Source organism: Actinomadura sp. NTSP31 (genome assembly GCF_041951385.1).
GTDB classification, from domain to species: Bacteria; Actinomycetota; Actinomycetes; order Streptosporangiales; family Streptosporangiaceae; genus Spirillospora; species Spirillospora napierensis.
The window spans coordinates 11,622-29,979 of record NZ_JBGNUT010000051.1; the positions used below are offsets into that span (position 1 = coordinate 11,622).

The 18,358-nt window shown below is 72.3% G+C and carries 16 protein-coding genes; 6 read left to right on the forward strand and 10 right to left on the reverse strand.

Going from position 1 to position 18,358, the window contains the following annotated elements; translation table 11 throughout:
- Window positions 1–144: 144 nt before the first annotated feature.
- The 5 genes from ACA514_RS46205 to ACA514_RS46225 are packed head-to-tail and all read right to left on the reverse strand — an operon-like array spanning window position 145 to window position 3,509.
- Window positions 145–531, reverse strand: coding sequence for a Fur family transcriptional regulator (locus ACA514_RS46205; RefSeq protein ID WP_375047885.1), 387 nt, complete (start codon window positions 529–531; stop codon window positions 145–147).
- Window positions 528–1,427, reverse strand: coding sequence for a metal ABC transporter permease (locus tag ACA514_RS46210; RefSeq protein WP_375047886.1), 900 nt, complete (start codon window positions 1,425–1,427; stop codon window positions 528–530). The genes ACA514_RS46205 and ACA514_RS46210 overlap by 4 nt, the downstream gene beginning before the upstream one ends.
- Window positions 1,424–2,194, reverse strand: a complete 771-nt coding sequence (locus ACA514_RS46215; RefSeq protein WP_375047887.1) for a metal ABC transporter ATP-binding protein — start codon at window positions 2,192–2,194, stop codon at window positions 1,424–1,426. The genes ACA514_RS46210 and ACA514_RS46215 overlap by 4 nt, the downstream gene beginning before the upstream one ends.
- Window positions 2,191–3,159, reverse strand: coding sequence for a metal ABC transporter substrate-binding protein (locus ACA514_RS46220; protein WP_375047888.1), 969 nt, complete (start codon window positions 3,157–3,159; stop codon window positions 2,191–2,193). The genes ACA514_RS46215 and ACA514_RS46220 overlap by 4 nt, the downstream gene beginning before the upstream one ends.
- A 32-nt stretch (window positions 3,160–3,191) precedes the next feature.
- Entirely contained in the window at window positions 3,192–3,509 is a 318-nt protein-coding gene (locus ACA514_RS46225; protein WP_375047889.1) for a DUF6703 family protein, read from the reverse strand.
- A gap of 29 nt (window positions 3,510–3,538) precedes the next feature.
- On the opposite strand from ACA514_RS46225, the gene ACA514_RS46230 reads away from it, so the two are divergent.
- From ACA514_RS46230 to ACA514_RS46240, 3 genes are all read left to right on the forward strand, one after another.
- Window positions 3,539–3,829 (forward strand): antibiotic biosynthesis monooxygenase family protein, encoded by a 291-nt coding sequence (locus tag ACA514_RS46230; RefSeq protein ID WP_375047890.1) that lies wholly within the window; start codon window positions 3,539–3,541, stop codon window positions 3,827–3,829.
- A 153-nt stretch (window positions 3,830–3,982) separates the two neighbouring features.
- Window positions 3,983–5,470: a DUF1906 domain-containing protein gene (locus ACA514_RS46235; RefSeq protein WP_375047891.1), complete on the forward strand. Its 1,488-nt coding sequence runs from the start codon at window positions 3,983–3,985 to the stop codon at window positions 5,468–5,470.
- A gap of 252 nt (window positions 5,471–5,722) precedes the next feature.
- On the forward strand, window positions 5,723–7,111 hold the full coding sequence (locus ACA514_RS46240) for a glycine--tRNA ligase (RefSeq protein WP_375047892.1): 1,389 nt from the start codon (window positions 5,723–5,725) through the stop codon (window positions 7,109–7,111).
- A gap of 149 nt (window positions 7,112–7,260) precedes the next feature.
- Here the strand turns inward: ACA514_RS46240 and ACA514_RS46245 are convergent, their stop codons facing one another.
- A complete protein-coding gene (locus ACA514_RS46245) occupies window positions 7,261–7,923 on the reverse strand; it encodes a hypothetical protein (RefSeq protein ID WP_375047893.1) in 663 nt (220 codons plus the stop codon).
- Window positions 7,924–8,222: 299 nt separating this feature from the next.
- Here ACA514_RS46245 and ACA514_RS46250 point away from each other — a divergent pair, with 299 nt between their 5' ends.
- The gene (locus tag ACA514_RS46250) at window positions 8,223–8,615 is read left to right on the forward strand and encodes a hypothetical protein (protein WP_375047894.1); all 393 of its coding nucleotides are present in this window, start codon (window positions 8,223–8,225) and stop codon (window positions 8,613–8,615) included.
- A gap of 66 nt (window positions 8,616–8,681) precedes the next feature.
- Window positions 8,682–10,949 (forward strand): protein translocase subunit SecF, encoded by a 2,268-nt coding sequence (secF, locus tag ACA514_RS46255; protein WP_375047895.1) that lies wholly within the window; start codon window positions 8,682–8,684, stop codon window positions 10,947–10,949.
- Window positions 10,950–10,992: 43 nt separating this feature from the next.
- Here the strand turns inward: secF and ACA514_RS46260 are convergent, their stop codons facing one another.
- The 3 genes from ACA514_RS46260 to ACA514_RS46270 all read right to left on the reverse strand — a co-directional run bounded on the left by ACA514_RS46260 (window position 10,993) and on the right by ACA514_RS46270 (window position 14,320).
- A complete protein-coding gene (locus ACA514_RS46260) occupies window positions 10,993–12,024 on the reverse strand; it encodes a septum formation family protein (protein ID WP_375047896.1) in 1,032 nt (343 codons plus the stop codon).
- Window positions 12,021–13,022, reverse strand: coding sequence for a septum formation family protein (locus ACA514_RS46265; protein WP_375047897.1), 1,002 nt, complete (start codon window positions 13,020–13,022; stop codon window positions 12,021–12,023). The genes ACA514_RS46260 and ACA514_RS46265 overlap by 4 nt, the downstream gene beginning before the upstream one ends.
- A 194-nt stretch (window positions 13,023–13,216) precedes the next feature.
- Entirely contained in the window at window positions 13,217–14,320 is a 1,104-nt protein-coding gene (locus ACA514_RS46270; protein ID WP_375047898.1) for a septum formation family protein, read from the reverse strand.
- A gap of 185 nt (window positions 14,321–14,505) precedes the next feature.
- On the opposite strand from ACA514_RS46270, the gene ACA514_RS46275 reads away from it, so the two are divergent.
- A complete protein-coding gene (locus ACA514_RS46275; protein WP_375047899.1) occupies window positions 14,506–16,263 on the forward strand; it encodes a bifunctional metallophosphatase/5'-nucleotidase in 1,758 nt (585 codons plus the stop codon).
- Window positions 16,264–16,313: 50 nt separating this feature from the next.
- Here ACA514_RS46275 and ACA514_RS46280 read toward each other — a convergent pair whose 3' ends face one another.
- A complete protein-coding gene (locus ACA514_RS46280; RefSeq protein ID WP_375047900.1) occupies window positions 16,314–18,200 on the reverse strand; it encodes a glycoside hydrolase family 15 protein in 1,887 nt (628 codons plus the stop codon).
- Window positions 18,201–18,358: the final 158 nt, after the last annotated feature.

Genomic DNA, 18,358 nt, shown 5'->3' on the forward strand with positions numbered 1-18,358 from the left:
TTATGACATACGAGGATTTAGTTGTACCTGTTACAAACAGCCAAAAGACCGACACGCAGCGTGTGAACTACGCGCCTTGCGCGGCCGCCCTGAAGGCGGGCATACGGGCCATGCGGGCCCGGTGCGAAGGGGACCCGGAACGGGTCAGCCGGACCGGGGCCGGCAGTCCGCGCAGGTGCCGAACACCTCGACGGTGTGCGTGATGTCGGCGAACCCGTGCTCGGCGGCGATCGCGTCCGCCCAGCGCTCCACGGCCGGGCCCTCGACCTCGACCGTCCGGCCGCAGGCGCGGCAGACCAGGTGGTGGTGGTGCTCCTCGGTCCGGCAGGCGCGGTACACCGCCTCGCCCTCGTCGGTGCGCAGCACGTCGACCTCGCCGGAGTCGCTGAGCGCCTGCAGCGCCCGGTACACCGTCGTCAGGCCGATCTTGGAGCCGTCCGCGCGGAGGTCGGCGAAGATGTCCTGGGCGCTGCGGAAGCCCTCGCAGCCGGCCAGCACCTGCCGCACCGCGTCCTGGCGGGCCGTCGTCATCCCCTGATCACCTCTGCCTCGGCGTCCACCCGCAGGCGCTCGCCCGGCCCCGGGCCCGGGACGGCGTCCCCGGCCGGAAGGGCCCTCGCGCGCCTGCGCCGCACCACGGTCCCCCCGGCGGCCGCCACCGCGAAGAGCGCGAGCGCCAGCAGCACGATCGAGGGTCCCGGGGGAAGATCGTACTCGAAGGAGCCGGCGAGCCCCGACACGGCCGACAGTACACCGACCCCCATCGCCAGCAGCATCGTGCTCCGAAAGCCCCGGGTGACCTGCTGCGCCGCCGCCACCGGCACGATCATCAGCGCGCTGACCAGCAGCAGCCCGATCGCCCGCATCGCGATCACCACGGTCACCGCGGCGGTCACCGCGATCAGCACGCTGAGGAACCGGACGGGCAGCCCCGCCGCCCGCGCCACCTCCTCGTCCTGGCACAGCAGGAACAGCTCCCGGCCGAACACCGCGACGATCCCGAGCACGACGAGCGCGAGCGCCGCGACCACGTACAGGTCGGACGCCGACACGCTGCTGATCGACCCGAACAGGTACGACTGCAGGCTCGTCCCGCCGCCCTGGACGTTGGTGAGGATCACGCCGCCGGCCAGCCCGCCGTAGAACAGCAGCGCCAGCGCCACGTCGGCGCCGCTGCGGCTGCGCGCGCGCAGCACCTCGATCGCCACCGCGCCGAGCACCGCCACCACCAGCGCGCCGAGGATGGGGGAGGAGCCGGTCAGCAGCCCCAGCCCGATGCCGGTCAGCGCGATGTGCCCGATGCCGTCGCCGAGCAGCGACAGCCGCCGCTGCACGATGAACGTGCCCACCGCCGGGGCCGTCAGCCCGATCAGCACCGCCATCACCAGCGCGATGCGCATGAAGTCGAACTGCAGCATCTCCGTCACGTCGCGCTCCCCCTCGTGCCGCCGCTCACCGTGTCGTCCGAGGCGCCGCTCGTCGTCTCGCGGGCGATGCGGCCGTACCCCAGTTCGACGGTGCGGGTGATGAGCGGCTCCAGCGGGCCCAGCTCGTGCGCCACCAGCACCACCGTCCGGCCCGCCCCGGCCAGGCCGCGCAGCGTCGCCGCGAGCGCCGCCTGGCTCCCCGCGTCCACGCCCGCGGTCGGCTCGTCCATCACGAACACGTCCGGCTCGCCCGCCAGCGCGCGGGCGATCAGCACCCGCTGCTGCTGCCCGCCGGACAGCAGGTGCGCCGAGTCCCGGGCGCGGCCGGCGAGGCCGACGGCCTCCAGCGCGCGGTCGACCGCGGCGCGGTCGGCGGCCCGGTCGGTGAACAGGGCCGGCCGCCAGCGCGACCGCCGCGCGACCCGCCCGGACGCCACGATCTCCCGGACGGTCGACGGGACGCCGCCGCCCATCGGCAGCCGCTGCGGGACGTACCCGATCCGCTGCCAGCCGCGGAACCGGGCGGGCGGCTCGCCGTAGATCTCCGTCCGGCCGGCGGCCAGCGGGATGAGCCCCAGCAGCGCCTTGACCAGCGTGGACTTGCCCGCGCCGTTCGGCCCCATGACCGCCAGCACGTCGCCGGCCGCGACCCGCAGGTCGACGCCGGACAGCACCTCGCGGCCGTCCCGCCGGACGACGCCGCCGGTCATCCGGAACGGCGGCGCCGCCCCGTCGCCGGCGGTCGTGCGGGCCTCTTCGCCCGTCATGAGCACCCCAGGGCGGGACGCAGCGTCCGCAGGTTCCGGTCCATGACGGTCAGGTAGTCGTCGGACGAGCCCGGCTCGATGCCCTCGACCGGGTCGAGCACGGCGGTCCGCACGCCCGCCTCGCGGGCCAGGGAGTCGGCGACCTTCGCGCTGACGAGCCGCTCGGTGAAGATCGTCGTGGCGCCGGCGGCGCGGACCTCGCGGGTCAGCCCGGCGAGCCGCTTCGGCGACGGCTCCATGGCGGGGTCGATGCCCGCGATCGACACCTGCCGCAGGCCGTACCGCTGGGCGAGGTAGCCGAAGGCGGCGTGCGCGGTGACGATGTCGCGGCGGGCGCAGGCCTTCAGGCCGTCGCGGAACCGCCGGTCGAGGCCGGTGAGCTGGACGGCGACGGTCTCGGCGCGCTGCTCGTAGGCGGCGGCGTGCGCGGTGTCGGCCTTGGCGAACCGGTCGCCGAGGGCGGTGGCGATGGCGGCCATCCGGACGGGGTCCAGCCAGACGTGCGGGTCGTACCCGACGTCGGCGTGCCCCCGGTCGCCGTCGTGCTCCTCGACCTCGCTCTCGTCGTCGGACGGCGGCGGCAGCGTCCTCACCAGGCTCGCGGCGTCCAGCGACCTGCCCTTGGCGTGCTTGCCGACGGCGTCGTCCACGGCGGGCTGCACGCCCTTGACGTAGACGGCGAGGTCGGCCTTCTCGACCTGCGCGACCTGCCGGGCGGTCAGCTCCAGGTCGTGCGGTTCGGCGCCGGGCCTGGTCAGCGTCCGGACGTACACGTCGCCGCCGCCCACCCGCTCGGCGAGCCAGGCGGCAGGGTAGAAGGACGCGACCACGGACGTCCGGCCCGGCGGGACGTCCGCGACGGCGCTGCCGCAGCCGGCCAGCGCGGCGCCGAGCCCGGCGGCGGCGAGGGCCGCGGCGGGAACGGACGCCGGAACGGCGCGGAGCGGGTTGCGGGGTCGGAGCACCTCACGATTATGGACGAAGATGAAAACGGTTGTCAAAACCGCCCAATGCCCCGTCCCAGGGCGAACCCGACGAGCACCACCAACGCCACGACCCGCAGGATCCTTCCCTGCCCCTCCAGCTCCGGCCAGTTCAGGAACGCGAACCAGGCCAGCGCCGCCGCCAGCACCAGCACCCCGGCCGCCGCCACCCAGCCCGTCCCCGCCATGCCGACCACCAGCAGCGCGAACACCGCGACGAGCAGCACCCAGCGCGGCAGCCGGTGCAGGAACACCACCGGCGCCGCGCTCCACCGCTCGACCGCCGTCCGCACGCCGCCCGCCGGCCGGTCCCGTCCGCTCCGTGTCTCCACGGGCCCAAACGTACTGCGAGGATGGGCGGATGATCGCGATAACCCGGTACCGCGTGCCCGCGGCGGACGCCGACGGCTTCGCCGAACGCATGTCCGCGGTGCTGGAGGCACTGTCGCGCAGCCCCGGATTCCGGTCGGGCCGGCTCGCCCGGACCGTCGACGAGCCCGGCCTGTGGGCGCTGGTCACCGAGTGGGACGGCGCCGGCCACTACCGCCGCGCGCTCGGCGCCTACGAGGTGCGGCTGGAGTTCATGCCGCTGGCCGCGCTGGCCGTGGACGAGCCCGGCGCCTACGAGATCGTCACCGCCCTCCCGCGCTGATCCGCCGCAAGTCAACGGAGCGGGCAACACCGGGGCAAGAAGCGGCCGGGCCCGGTTTCGGCGGCGCCTTTCAAGGTCATCTTTGCCGGGTCACGATCATGCCGCCGGGCCGCGCGGCCGCCGCTCCGCCCGGTGTAGTTCGGGGGAGAAGTGATGCGCCGTGTCGTCTCGCAGACCGCTGTCGTCCTGCTCAGCTCGGCCACCGGGACGGCCGCCGTCGCGTGCCTCGGCGCCGTCCACGCGGCGGCCCCCGCGCGGCCCGCAGCCCACGCGGCCGCCGCGCTGACCGGCGGCGCGCCCGCCCGGGCGGCGGGCGAGGCCAGGCCCCGCTCGGTCGCCTACCGCGGCGTGCGCGTCCCCGTCCCGGCGGGCTGGCGGGTGATCAGCCTCGACCTGGACCCGTCCGCCTGCGTCCGCTACGACCTGCACGCCGTCTACCTGGGACGGCCCGGGCCGCAGCCGGAATGCCCGGCCCGCGTCGTCGGCCGCACCGAGGCCGTGCACGTCCAGCCGCTGCGCGGCGCGGCGGCGTCCCGGACGGTCGTGCACGGCGACAAGCTCGGCTCGTTCACCGTCCGGCCCACGATCGGGCACGAGACCAGCCTGGCCCTGCCCGAGGCCGGCGTCAGCATCACCGGCGTGTACGGGACGGACCCGGTCGAGTTGCAGCGGGTCCTGCGCGGCACCCGCCTGACCACGAAACGAACCGGTGGTTCCGGGAAGCCCCATGCGCACGGGAAGCCTGCTGCGCCTGCGAAGCCTCCGGCACCTGCGAAACCCCACGCCTCAGCGAAGCCGGCCGAGCCCGAGAAGCCAGCCGCGTCTGCCGCGCCTGCCAAGCCCGGCGCGCCTGCCAAGCCCGCGGCGCCTGCCAAGCCCGCCGCGTCGGCCGAACCGGGCGCGTCGTCGTCGACGGCGGCCGTCCGCCGCAGCGCCCGGACAGGGCCGCCGGAGCGGCTGGACTACGCGTCCGGCAAGGGCTTCGACACCTGCACGGCGCCGGCGCTCTCCACGATGAAGGCGTGGCGACCGGCCTACAAGGTCACCAACATCTACATCGGCGGCGCCGCGCGGGGCTGCGCGCAGCCCAACCTCACCGCCGCGTGGGTGAAGAAGGTCCACAAGATGGGGTACCGCATCCTGCCCACGTACGTCGGCCTGCAGCCGCCGTGCGGCACGCGTCCGCAGAAGTTCACCAGGAAGAACGCCGCGTCCCAGGGCAGGAAGACCGGGGCGGACGCCGCGGCCCGCGCCAAGGCGCTCGGCATCCCGGACGACAAGCCCATCTACCTCGACCTCGAGGCCTACAACAGCAACAACCCCACCTGCAAGGCCGCCGTGATGCGCTTCGTCAACGCCTGGGTGAAGACGGTCGCGAAGAAGCACTACAAGCCCTGCCTCTACGGCAACGCGAGCTCGGGAATACGCGACGTGGGGGCGGCCGCCGGGATCGCCAAGCCCGTCGGCATCTGGTTCGCCAACTGGGACCACAAGGCCCGCGTGTACGGCGACAGGTACCTGCCGGACCGCTGGTGGCCGCCGCACCGCCGCGTCAAGCAGTACCGGGGCGCCCACAAGGAACGGCACGGCGGCGTCACCCTGAACATCGACAGCAGCCTCGCCGACGGCCGCGCCTACTGATCCGGCCCGACCGCGACCGGCCTCGCGGCGCGGCACGCCCGGCACCGCGGGCGCGCCGCGCCGGTGCCGTCCGGTGACCCCGCCGGGTGCCCTAAGCTGGGGAATGCTCTGAGGCGCCGGGGAGACCGCGCCTCACGGCTCTTTCACAGCGCACCATCACCGGGGATCACCATCGCCGCCGTCCCGCCGTTCCGCGGCGGCCGGGGCGTTCGCACTGACCCGCCGACCGCCAGCCGGATGGAGAGAAGACTCATGGCACGCCGTTCCGATGTGCTGGACACGATCGTCAACCTCGCCAAGCGGCGGGGCCTGGTCTACCCGTCGAGCGAGATCTACGGCGGGCTCCGCGCCTCCTGGGACTACGGGCCGCTCGGGGTCGAGCTGAAGAACAACGTCAAGCGCCAGTGGTGGAAGTCCATGGTGCAGGGCCGCGACGACGTCGTCGGCCTGGACTCGTGCGTCATCCTGGCGCGCGAGGTCTGGGAGGCCAGCGGCCACGTCCAGGCGTTCGTCGACCCGCTCACCGAGTGCCAGTCCTGCCACAAGCGCTTCCGGGCCGACCACCTGGAGGAGGCCTACGAGGAGAAGCACGGCCGGGGGCCCGCGAACGGGCTCGCCGACATCACCTGCCCCAACTGCGGGGTGAAGGGCTCGTTCACCGAGCCGAAGATGTTCAACGGCCTGCTCAAGACCTACCTCGGCCCCGTCGAGGACGAGTCGGGCCTGGCCTACCTGCGGCCGGAGACGGCGCAGGGCATCTTCATCAACTACCTGAACGTCCAGCAGTCCGCGCGCCGCAAGGTGCCGTTCGGCATCGGGCAGATCGGCAAGTCGTTCCGCAACGAGATCACGCCGGGCAACTTCATCTTCCGGACGCGCGAGTTCGAGCAGATGGAGATGGAGTTCTTCGTCAAGCCGGGCAGCGACGAGGAATGGCACCAGTACTGGATCGACGAGCGCCTGCAGTGGTACGTCGACCTCGGCATCCGCAAGGACAATCTGCGGCTGTACGAGCACCCGGCCGAGAAGCTGTCGCACTACTCCAAGCGCACCGTCGACGTGGAGTACAAGTTCGACTTCGTCGGCAGCGAGTGGGGCGAGCTGGAGGGCATCGCCAACCGCACCGACTACGACCTGTCGACGCACTCCAAGGCGTCCGGCGCGGACCTGTCGTTCTTCGACCAGGAGTCCGGCGACCGGTTCACCCCGTACGTGATCGAGCCCGCGGCGGGCGTCGACCGCTGCACGCTCACCTTCATGATGGACGCCTACGCCGAGGACGAGGCGCCCAACGCCAAGGGCAAGCTGGAGAAGCGGACCGTGATGCGGCTGGACCGGCGGCTCGCGCCGGTCAAGGTCGCGGTGCTGCCGCTGTCGCGCAACGCCGACCTGTCGCCGAAGGCCCGCGACCTCGCCGCCCAGCTGCGCCGCAACTGGAACGTCGACTTCGACGACGCGGGCGCGATCGGCCGCCGCTACCGGCGGCAGGACGAGATCGGCACGCCGTTCTGCGTGACGGTCGACTTCGACACCCTCGAGGACGACGCGGTGACCGTCCGGGAGCGCGACTCGATGAGCCAGGAGCGCATCGCGATCGGCCAGGTCGAGTCGTTCCTGGCGGCGCAGCTCGTCGGCTGCTGAGCCGCCGGCGCGGCGATCGCGGCCGCGTGGACGTGGCGGCGGGCCGCCCCCTCGCGTGGGGGCGGCCCGTTTCTCATTGGGAGCGATCGAACCTTGGGCGGGAGCACGTCGTTCGGGAGCCTCCTCGGGAGCGCGCCCCCTCTGGTGGGTCAGCCCGTGACGTACAGGGTCTGGTCGTAGGTGCCGGAGCCGGCGGCGGTCTCGCCCTGCAGCTGGTACGTGGCGGTGACGGTGGCGGTGGACGGGCAGAGGAAGTTGCTGCCGGACTGCTTGTTCACCGTCGCGTTGTTGACGCCGACCTGGGCCTGGGCGTTGCTCGTGACGGGCCGGTTCGGGTTGTCGGGGTTGTAGCCGTTGGCGGTGAGGCTGCCGCCGAACACGCAGGTGATCCCGCCGAACAGGTCCACGACCGCCTTGACGCTGAAGTTGGCGATCGTGATGGCCGCGTCCCGGTTGCCCGTGTGGCCGGAGTCGTAGGCGACGCTGCCGCCGTTCCACGGCAGGGCCTGCGGGGTGATGGTGACGGAGGCGGTGCCGGTGCAGCTGCTGAAGTCGGCGCCGGCGATGCTGAGGCCGGTGCCGTCGGAGTTGATCGAGCCCGTCATCGTCGACTGGCTGCAGGAGCCGCTGCCGATCGAGGTGGACACGGTCGCGTTGCCGAGCAGCGAGGCCTGCACGTTGCCCGAGTAGGCGTCGGCGGTGGCCGAGCCCTTGCGGATGGTCGTGGTCGCGGCCGAGGCGGGCGCGATGCCCGCGGCGAGGACGGCCAGCGCGGCGGTCCCGATGATCGCGGTCTGTCTGAGTCGTGCCACCGGATACTCCTCTGTCCGGTTCGGGGTGGGCAACGCGAAAGTAATTCGCCTTTCCCGGGCTCGGCAATGGGCGGAGGCCGAATCCGGCCTGGCCGGATTGGGACACCAGCCAGTGTCTGCTGGTAAGGACCGGTGGAGCGGGGGCGGATAGCGGGCTGTGGCGCCCGCGTCCGGTTGACAGGGCCCGGACTCCGTGCTTTCTCACTTTGTTGCGGTCCAATGCGCCCGGTGGCGAAGTGGCCTAGATTGGGCCGGACCACCGCCGCCGGCCCGGCGGCCCCGGACGGTGAGGAGGGCCCATGCGCGAACCGCGCCGCCCGCCCGCCGCCGTCCGCTGGCTGCTCGCCCTCACGCTCGGCCTGCTCGGCCTCGCCGGCGCGCCGGTCGGGGGCACGCCCGCCGGACCGCCGTCCAGTGGCGCGGCGAACGTCGCGGCGCGCCCCGGCTCCGTCCAGTACTCGCAGCCCGGACGCGCGTCCTCGCCGCGGCCGGCCCATGCTGCCGCCGCGGTGGCGCGGCATCACGCCGGAGCACCCGCCCCGGCCACGCCGGGCGCGTTCGCCGCCGCGGGACCGGACGTCCGCCCGGCGCTCGTCCGGCTTGACCGGCCCCTTCCCGGCTTCACCGCGCCCGTCGTCACGGCCACGGGCGCGCCGCGGGGACGCGGCCCGCCCGCCTCCACCCGGATCTGACGCTCCGTTCCAGCGGCGCCGCGCCCGGCAGGCGGCGGCGCCATCGCTCCGTGTGGAGGTTCCCCCTTGACTCGCGCCAACGCGGTGCGGGCGGTCCTGGCGTTCGCCGTGCTCGCCGCATCGCTGTACTTCGCCCTGTCCGAACCCGCCCGGCTGGGCCTCGACCTGCGCGGCGGGACGCAGATCGTCCTGGAGACCCGGGACTCGCCGTCCGTGCGGGCCGGCCGCGAGGCCACCGACCGCGCCCGCCAGGTCCTGCACCGCCGCATCGACGCGCTCGGCGTCGCCGAGGCGTCCATCACCCGCTCCGGCGACCGCCGGCTGATCGTCGAGCTGCCCGACGTGCAGGACCCATCGCACGCCGCGGCGCTGCTCGGCCGCACCGCCCAGCTCACCGCCCATCCCGTCCGCGCGGCCGGCGGCCGGGCCGGCGCCGGCGAGAAGGAGGTCCCGGACGAGAGCGGCCGGCCGGTCGTCATCGGGCCCGCGGTCCTCACCGGCGACGGGATCGGCTCGGCCGGCGCGTCCTTCGACCCCGAGGGGCTCGGCGGCTGGGACGTCGGCATCGAGTTCCGCGGAGGCGGCGGCGCCGCCTGGGCGAAGGCGACCGCCGAGGCCGCCTGCGCCACCGGCGACGAACGCCGCGTCGCGTTCGTCCTGGACGGCAAGGTCATCTCGTCGCCGCAGGTCAGCGAGGACGTCGCCTGCGGAACCGGGATCACCGGCGGCTCCACCCGCATCACCGGGAACTTCGGCGCGGACGAGGCGAAGGACCTGGCCGCCCTCGTGCAGGGCGGTGCCCTCCCGGTCCCGGTGGCGATCGTCGAGCAGCGCGTCGTCGGCCCCACCCTCGGCGAGGAGGCGATCCGGGCCAGCGCCTGGGCCGCCGTCATCGGCGTCGCGCTCACCGGCCTGTTCATCGTCGCGGTCTACCGGCTCGTCGGCCTGCTCGCCACCCTCGCGCTGGCCGGCTACGCGCTGATCTCCTACGCCGCGCTCGTCGCCGCCGGCGCGACGCTCACCCTGCCCGGCCTGGCCGGGTTCGTCCTCGCGATCGGCATGGCGATCGACGCCAACGTCCTGGCGTTCGAACGCGCCCGTGAGGAACGCGCCGCCGCCCCCGGCCGGACCCCGCGCAACGCGCTCGCCATCGGGTTCACCAAGGCGTGGTCGGCGGTCGCCGACTCCGCCGCCACCACGCTGCTCGCCGGCGGCCTGCTGTTCTTCCTCGCCTCCGGGCCGGTCAGGGGATTCGGCGTCACCCTGTGCATCGGCGTGCTCGCCTCGCTGGTGTCGGCGATGCTGCTCAGCCGCGTCCTCACCGACGCGGCCCTGGCCCGCCTGCCCCGCACCGGCCGATCCAGGGCGGGCGGCCTCGCCGCCGGCGGCCGGGTCCGCCGATGGCTGGACCACCGCCGTCCCGACCTGATGAAACGCCGCACGCTCTGGCTCGCGATCTCCGGCCTCGCCGTCGCCGTCGCGCTCGCCGGAATCGTCACGCGCGGCCTGAACTACGGCGTCGAGTTCACCGGCGGACGGGCCGTCGAGTACACCACGAACCGTCCCGTCGACATCGACGACGCCCGCGCCGCCGTCGCCCGCGCCGGATTCCCGCAGGCCACCGTGCAGACCTCCGGCAAGGACGGCATCGCCGTCCGCACCACCGAGCTCACCGACGCGCAGGAGAAGCGCATCCAGGAGGCGCTCGCACGGCAGGGCGGCGGCGCCGCCAAGCAGCGCGACGAACTCATCGGCCCGAGCCTCGGCGGTGAGATGCGCACCAAGGCGATGATCGCGCTCGGCGTCGCTCTCCTGGTGCAGCTCGGCTACCTGACGTTCCGGTTCCGGTGGACATTCGCGGCCGGGTCCGTGCTCGCGATGCTGCACGACGTCGCCATCGTCACCGGCCTGTTCGCCTGGCTCGGCAAGCCGGTGGACGGCGTCTTCCTCGCCGCGCTGCTCACGGTCATCGGCTACTCGGTGAACGACTCGGTCGTGGTGTTCGACCGCGTCCGCGAACTGCGGACGGCCGAGCCCCATGCCCCCTTCGCGGAGGTCGCGAACCGGGGCGCCCTCCAAACCGTCCCCCGCACCGTCAACACCGGCATGGGCGCCCTGTTCATTCTGGCCGCCCTCGCCGTCCTCGGCGGCGACACGCTGACCGACTTCGCCATCGCCCTCCTCGCGGGCATCATCGTCGGCACCTACTCCAGCGTCTTCACCGCCACCCCGCTGGCGATCGCCCTGGAACGCTTCGCGGGCCCACCACCCCGCCCAGCCCCGACCTCCCGCCCCAACCGCCGAACCCCAGACAACTCAGGCGCCGTCCTCTGACCCGTCCCGCCGCCGGTGACGGCCCCCCGTCACCGGCGGCCCCTCACTCGCGCAGCAGCGAGTGGCGCAGCGGAACATCGCTTCGCTCGACCATGCAAAGGACCACGCGGTATCCCCTGTTCCATTCGTCCACGGACGGATAGGTGAAAACGATCTCGGCGCCTTTGGGAACGGATGATGCGAGGACCTTCTTCGCGCGCTCATCGCATCCCTCGAAGGCCTCTTCCTGCAACTTCCGGAGTGGAGGATAGGTCTCATCCAGCAGGCCATAGGAGGTGTACACCTGGATCTCGTGATCCGTTTCGCAGTCGACGATGAGCAGCGACAGGGCGTTGCGGTTCCATGTCTTGACGCAGTCGCCGAAAGCAAGCTCTCCAGCCTGCTTCACCCCCCGGGTCATGTGGACGAGTGGAGCGCTCAACTCCTCACTGCCGGTGTAGTGGAGGACACAGGTGATGTGGCGGTCGCCGTGTTCCCAGTCGCTCCGGCCGGGGCGGTCGACGCGCAGTTCCACGTGGTCGCGGTACCGGTTGTCGGTGAGGCCGTCCGTTTTCTGCTTGCACAATTTCGTCGCTTGGGAGACGAATCTGGCGTCTCCAGGATAGGGCAGGTCAGGAAGGGTGATCTGGGCGCCGATATCACCTTCGTGGGGGAGCGTGCAGCCCGTGATCGTGACGTAGATGCGGTTGTGGTCCTCTTCGTAGTCGGAGAAGCACGCCCCGGCGCCGAGCGTCGTGACGCGCGGCTTGCCGTTCTTGGTCGCGGAGGCGGCCGGGGTCCCGGCACCGGTTCCGGTGCTCAGCACGGACGCGACGACAACGGCGGCGATGATCCAGACGGCGGACGCGGCGAGGGCGCCAATGGCGAGGCCTCTGCCCTTCTCGCCGCGGCGTCCGGTCTGCACGAAGGCGGCGATGGCGAAGCCGATCGCGAACACCACTAGGCCGATCAGCCCGGTGACCAGCGCGACGATCGCGAACCGGTTCGTCCGCCGCGGAGCCGCCGCGTCGGCGGACGGCGGCGCTCCGACAGGAGGGGCGGGTGGGGCGGACTGGGGAGGGTCGGGCGTGCTCACTTGGGGACCACCGATCGGTTCAGGGAACCGGAAGTGCGTTTCACGATGCAGAACGCGACCTTGATGCCGGCGTCCCACTGCTGTTTGCGCGGGTATAGGTAGCCGCCCTGAACCGGGAACTTGGTGGGGTGGGCCGTGAACACGGTCGTTCCGCGGTTCTGGCAGTACCGGGCCACCTGCTTTTCGACGGGGCCGGTTCCCGGATACGCCTTGCTCTTCCGTTTTACAAAGAGCCGTACGACGTCGATTTTGCCGTACACCTGGTAAGTGTGCGCGAGATTGCAGGCGGTGATATAGAGGAGGTCGCTGTTCTCCGGCGACCCCTTGATGCAATCGCGGACCGACAGTTCCTGGTAGAGCTTCGTCCCGCGTTCCACGGTGGTGGCGAGCGGTGAGGTCAGTGCGTTCCCTCCTGTGAGGCGAAGCACGCACGTCACCTTCCGGGCCCCGCCGTCCCAGCCGTCACGTCGCGGTTTGAGGAAGTAGGACTTGAGGTTCTCCCGGTACCGGCTTTTGACCAGGGCGCCGTACCGGGCCTCGCACAACCGCTTCGACGTCGCGTTGATCCACGCGTCCCCCGGAAAGGACGGCCTGTCCGGAAGGGTGACCGCCGCGACCGCCTCGGCGTCGTGCGGCACGGTGCACGGCATGGCGCTCACGGTGCGAGCGTCCTCGCGGGCCGGGCCGGTGAAGCAGTCTCCGATCCGCAGATCCCTCGCGAAGATCTTGCCTCCCTCGACGATGTGGCCCGCCGCGTCCCGCTTCACGGAGAGGAACGGGCTCAGGATCGTCTTGTAAACGACCACACCGGCGCAGGTCCACGCCACGGCCGCGACGAGCCCGACCACGGCCAGGCCCCTGCCCTTGTCGCCGCGCCGACCGATCTGTACCAGCGCGGCGATGCCGAACCCGACCGCGAGGACGACCAGGCCGAGGAGCCCGGTGACCAGCGCGGCGATCGCCAGCCGGTTCGTGCGCCGGGGAGCGGCGGGCGGCATCGGCGTGTCGGCGCCCCGCCCCGGCGGGCCGCCGTACGCGGGCGGCGGCTCGTACTCGCCGGGCTGGACGGGCCAGGCGGCCGGCTGCTCGTGAAGCGGGGTCCCCGCCACCGGCAGAGGTGCGGGACCGAGAGCGAACCCGGGCTGCGGCGGTGTTCCGCCCGCGCCGTGGCCGAACGGCTGCTCTGGAGGGTTCATCCGGGCATCACCGAATGCCGGAGGGGGCCGCCGGCGCCCTTGAACATGCAGATGACCAGCCGGTCGCCGTATCCCCAGCTCTCTTCGGAAGGAAAGGAGACATCGGGCAGTACGTGCTTCGGCGGATCCGATCCAAAGACCTCGTGCGCCTGCTCGGCGCAGCCCCTGGCCACCTTGGCCTCCAGGGCCCGAAGGGGCGGATAGCTGTCTCCGCCGCTCAGGTCGAAGGCGGCGTACACCTCTTCTTCGTGCTTCTCCGTGCAGGCGACGACGGAGATGGTGGCGTTGAAGCGCCATTTCTTGATGCAGTCGCCCGGGGCGAGCGCGCCGTACGCCTTCGGCCCCCAGTGCTCGCTACCGAGCGTCGCCGAGAGTTCTTCCTTACCGGTGTAGCGGAGCACGCAGGTCACCAGGCGGTCGCCGTGTTCCCATTCCTTCCGGCGAGGCCGGTCGATGTGCAGTTCGAGGTGAGCGCTGTACCGGTTGGCCATGAGGTACTGGGTATGGTCCCGGCACTGCTTCGTCGCCTCCGCCAGCAGCGCCGTGTCGCCGGGATATGGCCGGATCGGCATCGGGATGGCGGCGCCGATCTCGCCTTCGTGAGGCCCGATGCAGGACGTCACGTTCACATAGATGCTGTTGAGGTCCTCTTCGAACTCGTCGAAGCAGTCGCCGACCTGCAGTGTGCTGACGCGTGGCTTGCCGTTCCCGCCGGCGGTGGCGGCGCCGCCGTGACTGCCCTGGGCCGCGAAGGTGGCCGCGACGGTGGTGAGGGCGATGATCCAGGCGGTGGACGCGGCGAGGGCGCCGATGGCCAGGCCTTTGCCCTTCTCGCCGCGCCGGCCCGTCTGGACGAGGGCGGTGATGGCGAAGCCGATCGCGATGACGGCGAGGCCGAGGAGACCGGTGACCAGCGCGGCGATCGCGAACCGGTTCGTCCGGCGCCGGGTCGGACCGGACCCGTAGGGGACGGCCGGCGGCACCGCGGCCGGCGCGGCGGGCGGCAGGTCGGTGAGCGGGGCGTCCGGTGGGGCCCAGCCCTGCGCGGGGGCCGGTTCGGGGGTCTCCGGGACGTCGTCAGCGTCCGGTGGTGTCGTCACAGCGGGAAGGTACGGGATCAAGGTCACAAATCGCGTGTTCCGGGCGGTCGTCGCCGAGTTGTGATCAAGGAAATCGGTGCGGGCCGTTCACCCGGGGATGATCTTCTTCTCGCTCCGCGGACACCCGGGGCTGGTGATCTTCTGCCGATCAGTCCGATCGCTGCGGAAGGTGCCTCGTGTCCCGAATGTCCCGACGGCTGGCCGGGGGCGCGGTCGCCCTCGCCGCCCTCACGGCCGGTACGGTCCCGGCCGCGCACGCCGGGCCGCCCGGCCCGGTCGACGTGCAGCTGCTGTCCCTCACCGACCTGCACGGCTACCTGCAGCCCTACGACGACGCAGCGAACGGCCAGGTCAAGCTGCCCGACGGCACCGTCCTCAAGGTGGGCGGCGCCGCCTACAACGCCGCGCATCTGGAGCGGCTGCGCGCGGGGAAGAAGAACTCGATCCTGTTCTCGGTCGGCGACAACTTCAGCGGGTGGCCGTTCGAGGTGGACGCCTTCCGGGACGAGCCGACGATCGAGGTGCTCAACAAGCTCGGCGTGCGGTTCTCCGCGGTCGGCAACCACGAGCTGGACGTCTCGGCAGGGTTCCTCAAGGACCACATGATGAAGGGCCGCTGCTTCGGCAAGGTGGACGTCGACAGCTGCTTCACCGACTCCACCGGCAAGCGATTCCAGGGCGCCGACTTCCCCTTCTACACCGGCAACATCGTCGGCGCGAAGACCGGCAGGCCGATCCTGAAGCCGTACAACATCGAGTGGGTGCGCGGGGACGGCGGCCGGAAGATCCCGGTCGGGTTCATCGATCTGACCGTCCCCGACACCCCGACCGGCTCCACCTCCTACCAGCCGGACCTGCGCTCCCTGCCGCTGCTGGAGACGGCGAACCGGTACGCCGAGGAGCTGAAGCGGCGCGGCGTGAAGGCGATCGTGGCGAACGTCCACGACGGCGGGTCGGCGGACGGCGCGGGCTTCAACGGCTGCAACGCCCCCTGGGGCCCGGTCATCGACTTCGCGAAGCAGGCGTCCCCCGACATCGACGCGATCTTCACCGGGCACTGGCACGCCGGGTTCAACTGCACGATCGCCGACCCGGCCGGGAACCCCCGCCCGGTCATCGAGGGGCTCAACCACGGCCGCCTGATCAGCGAGATCGACCTGCGGCTGGACGCCCGCGGAGAGGTGGTCCGCGGCGCGACGAGGGCCGTCAACCACCCGGTGACCCGCGACGTCCCGCCCGACCCGGCGGTGCAGAAGATCGCCGACTACTGGACGGCGCGCGGCGGCGAGCGGGCCGCGCAGCCGCTGGCGAGGCAGACCGGCGACTTCACCCGGACGCAGAACGGCAACGGCGAGAGCACGATGGGCGACCTCGCCGCCGACGTCCAGTACTGGACGGCCGGGACGTCCCGCGAGGGCCGCGCCGACCTCGCGCTCGTCGCCACCAAGCCCGTCACCGGCTCCAACGCCGTCGCGCGCGACCTGCCGTACGCGAAGGGGACCGGCGCCGGCGACGCGGACGGCCGCGTGACGTTCGGGGAGGCGTGGAACGCCTACGGGTACGGCAACCCGATCCTCACCGTCACCGTGACCGGTGAGCAGATCCATCAGGCGCTCGAACAGCAGTGGCAGGGGGCGAAGTTCGCGCCGTTCGCCGTCTCGAAGAACGTCCGCTACAGCTACGACGCGTCCCGGCCGGCCGGCGACCGGGTCGACCCGGAGAACGTGCTGATCGGCGGGAGGCCGCTCGACACGTCCCGCACGTACCGGCTCGCGGCGCTCGCCTACACGCTGATCGGCGCGGACGGCTACACCGCGTTCACCGGGTTCACCGGCGCGCACCGCAACGACCCGCCCGACCACGAGGCGTTCGTCTCCTACCTGAAGGCGCATCGGGCGATCGCGCCGGCGCCGCTCGACCGCGTCACCCCGGCCGAGGGCTGACCCGCGCGGGCGCCGTGGCCGGGGACCTCCGGCCACGGCGCCCGCCAGGCTCAGGCCAGCGGCGGCTGCTGCTCCTCGCCCTCCGCGTTGATCACCTGCATCACCGCGTTGATCAGCGCGAGGTGGGTGAACGCCTGCGGGAAGTTGCCGAGGTGCCGCCCGGTGTGCGGGTCGATCTCCTCGGCGTACAGCTGCAGCGGGCTGGCGTAGGACAGCAGCTTCTCGCACAGCGCCCGCGCCCGGTCCAGCTCACCGATCATCACCAGCGTGCTGACCAGCCAGAAGGAGCAGATGGTGAAGGTGCCCTCCTCCGACTCGAACCCGTCGTCGGTCTCGGTCGCCCGGTACCGCAGCACGAGGTCGTCCTCCGACAGCTCGTCCGCGATGGCGAGGACCGTCTCCCGGACCCGCTTGTCGTCGGCCGGCAGGAACCCCAGCAGCGGGATCAGCAGCGCCGACGCGTCCAGCGCGTCCGCGCCGTAGTGCGCGGTGAACACGCCCCGGTCGTCCAGGGCGTTCGCCAGCACGTCCGCGTGGATCTCGTCGGCGGCGGCCTGCCAGCGGCGCGCCCGCTCCTGGTCGCCGCGGACGCGGGCCAGCCGCGCGCCGCGGTCCGCCGCGACCCAGCAGAACACCTTCGAGGAGGTGAAGTGCTGCGGTTCGCCGCGCACCTCCCACATGCCGCAGTCGGGGGTGCGCCAGTTGGCGAGCGCGTCCTCCACCTGCTTGACGACGATCTTCCAGAGCCGGTCGTCGAGCCGGTCGCGCTTGCGCACGAACAGGTAGATCGACCCGATGATCGCGCCCCACACGTCGTGCTGGGCCTGCATGTACGCCTCGTTGCCGATGCGCACGGGGCGGGCGTTGTCGTAGCCGGTCAGGTGCTCGAGCGTGGACTCGGGCAGCTCCTCCCGGCCGTCCAGCCCGTACATGATCTGCAGCTTGCCCTCGGCGGCCTCGGCGACGTCGGTGATGAAGTAGAAGAAGTCGTTGGCCTCCCAGTCGTAGCCGAGGGTGTAGAAGGCCCACAGCGCCATGGTGGAGTCGCGGATCCAGGTGTAGCGGTAGTCCCAGTTCCGGTCGCCGCCCGGCGTCTCCGGCAGCGACGTGGTCGCCGCGGCCGCGACCGCGCCCGACGGCGCGAACGTCAGCCCCTTCAGGGTGAGCGCGCTGCGCTGCAGGTGGCTGCGCCACGGGTGGTCGGGGAAGCGGCCCCGGTCCAGCCAGTGCTGCCAGTGGTGGACGGTCCAGACGAGCCGCTCCTGCGCGTCCTCCCACGAGGAGGGCGCCGCGTGCTCGCTCCACGACAGCGCGACGAACCGGGACTCGCCCTGCTTCAGCAGCGTCCGGGACGTGGCGAGCGACCCCTCGAACCCGACGTTCATGTCGGTGGTGAGCCGGAGTCCGACGCCGTTCCCGCGCGCGACGGCCTCGTGGTACCCGGCGCCGGTGTGCTCCCAGCGGGCCGGGGTCTGCCCGTAGTCGAACACCGGCATGCAGTCGAGCCGGACCTGGACCTGGCCGTTCACGCACCGGACCATCCGCAGCAGGACGTGGTCGGCGTCGTAGTCGGTGGGGGCGCGGCGGTGCGTGTGGGACCGTTCCGTCTCGTGGTGCCACGGCCCCATCAGCAGGGCGTCGGTGACCACCAGCCAGCCCCCGTGCACCCACCAGGTCGTCTCCATCACCATCGTGCCGGGGATGTAGCGCTGCGCGGCGGGCACCTCCACGCCCGCGGGGCCGACCCGGAAGTATCCGGCGTCCCGGTCCAGGATGGACCCGAACACGCTGGGCGAGTCCATCTTCGGCAGGCACATCCACTCGATGTTCCCGCTGGGCGCGACGAGCGCGGTCGTCTCGCAGTCGGACAGGAACCCGAAATCGGCGATCGGGGCGAACGGGTCTCCCGCCCGGCCGCCGGCGACCTTCGGCCTCACAGCCTCACCTCCTTGATCCATCATTCCCTCTCCAGAGCAATGGGTGCGCCGGCAGCGCGGGGTGTTTCCCCGGCGCGGGGCGCGCGGTGTGCGGCCTCATGGGCGTCGTTGCCTTCACGGTAGTGGTTCAGACCACTTGGAATAGACCATTAAAGGGC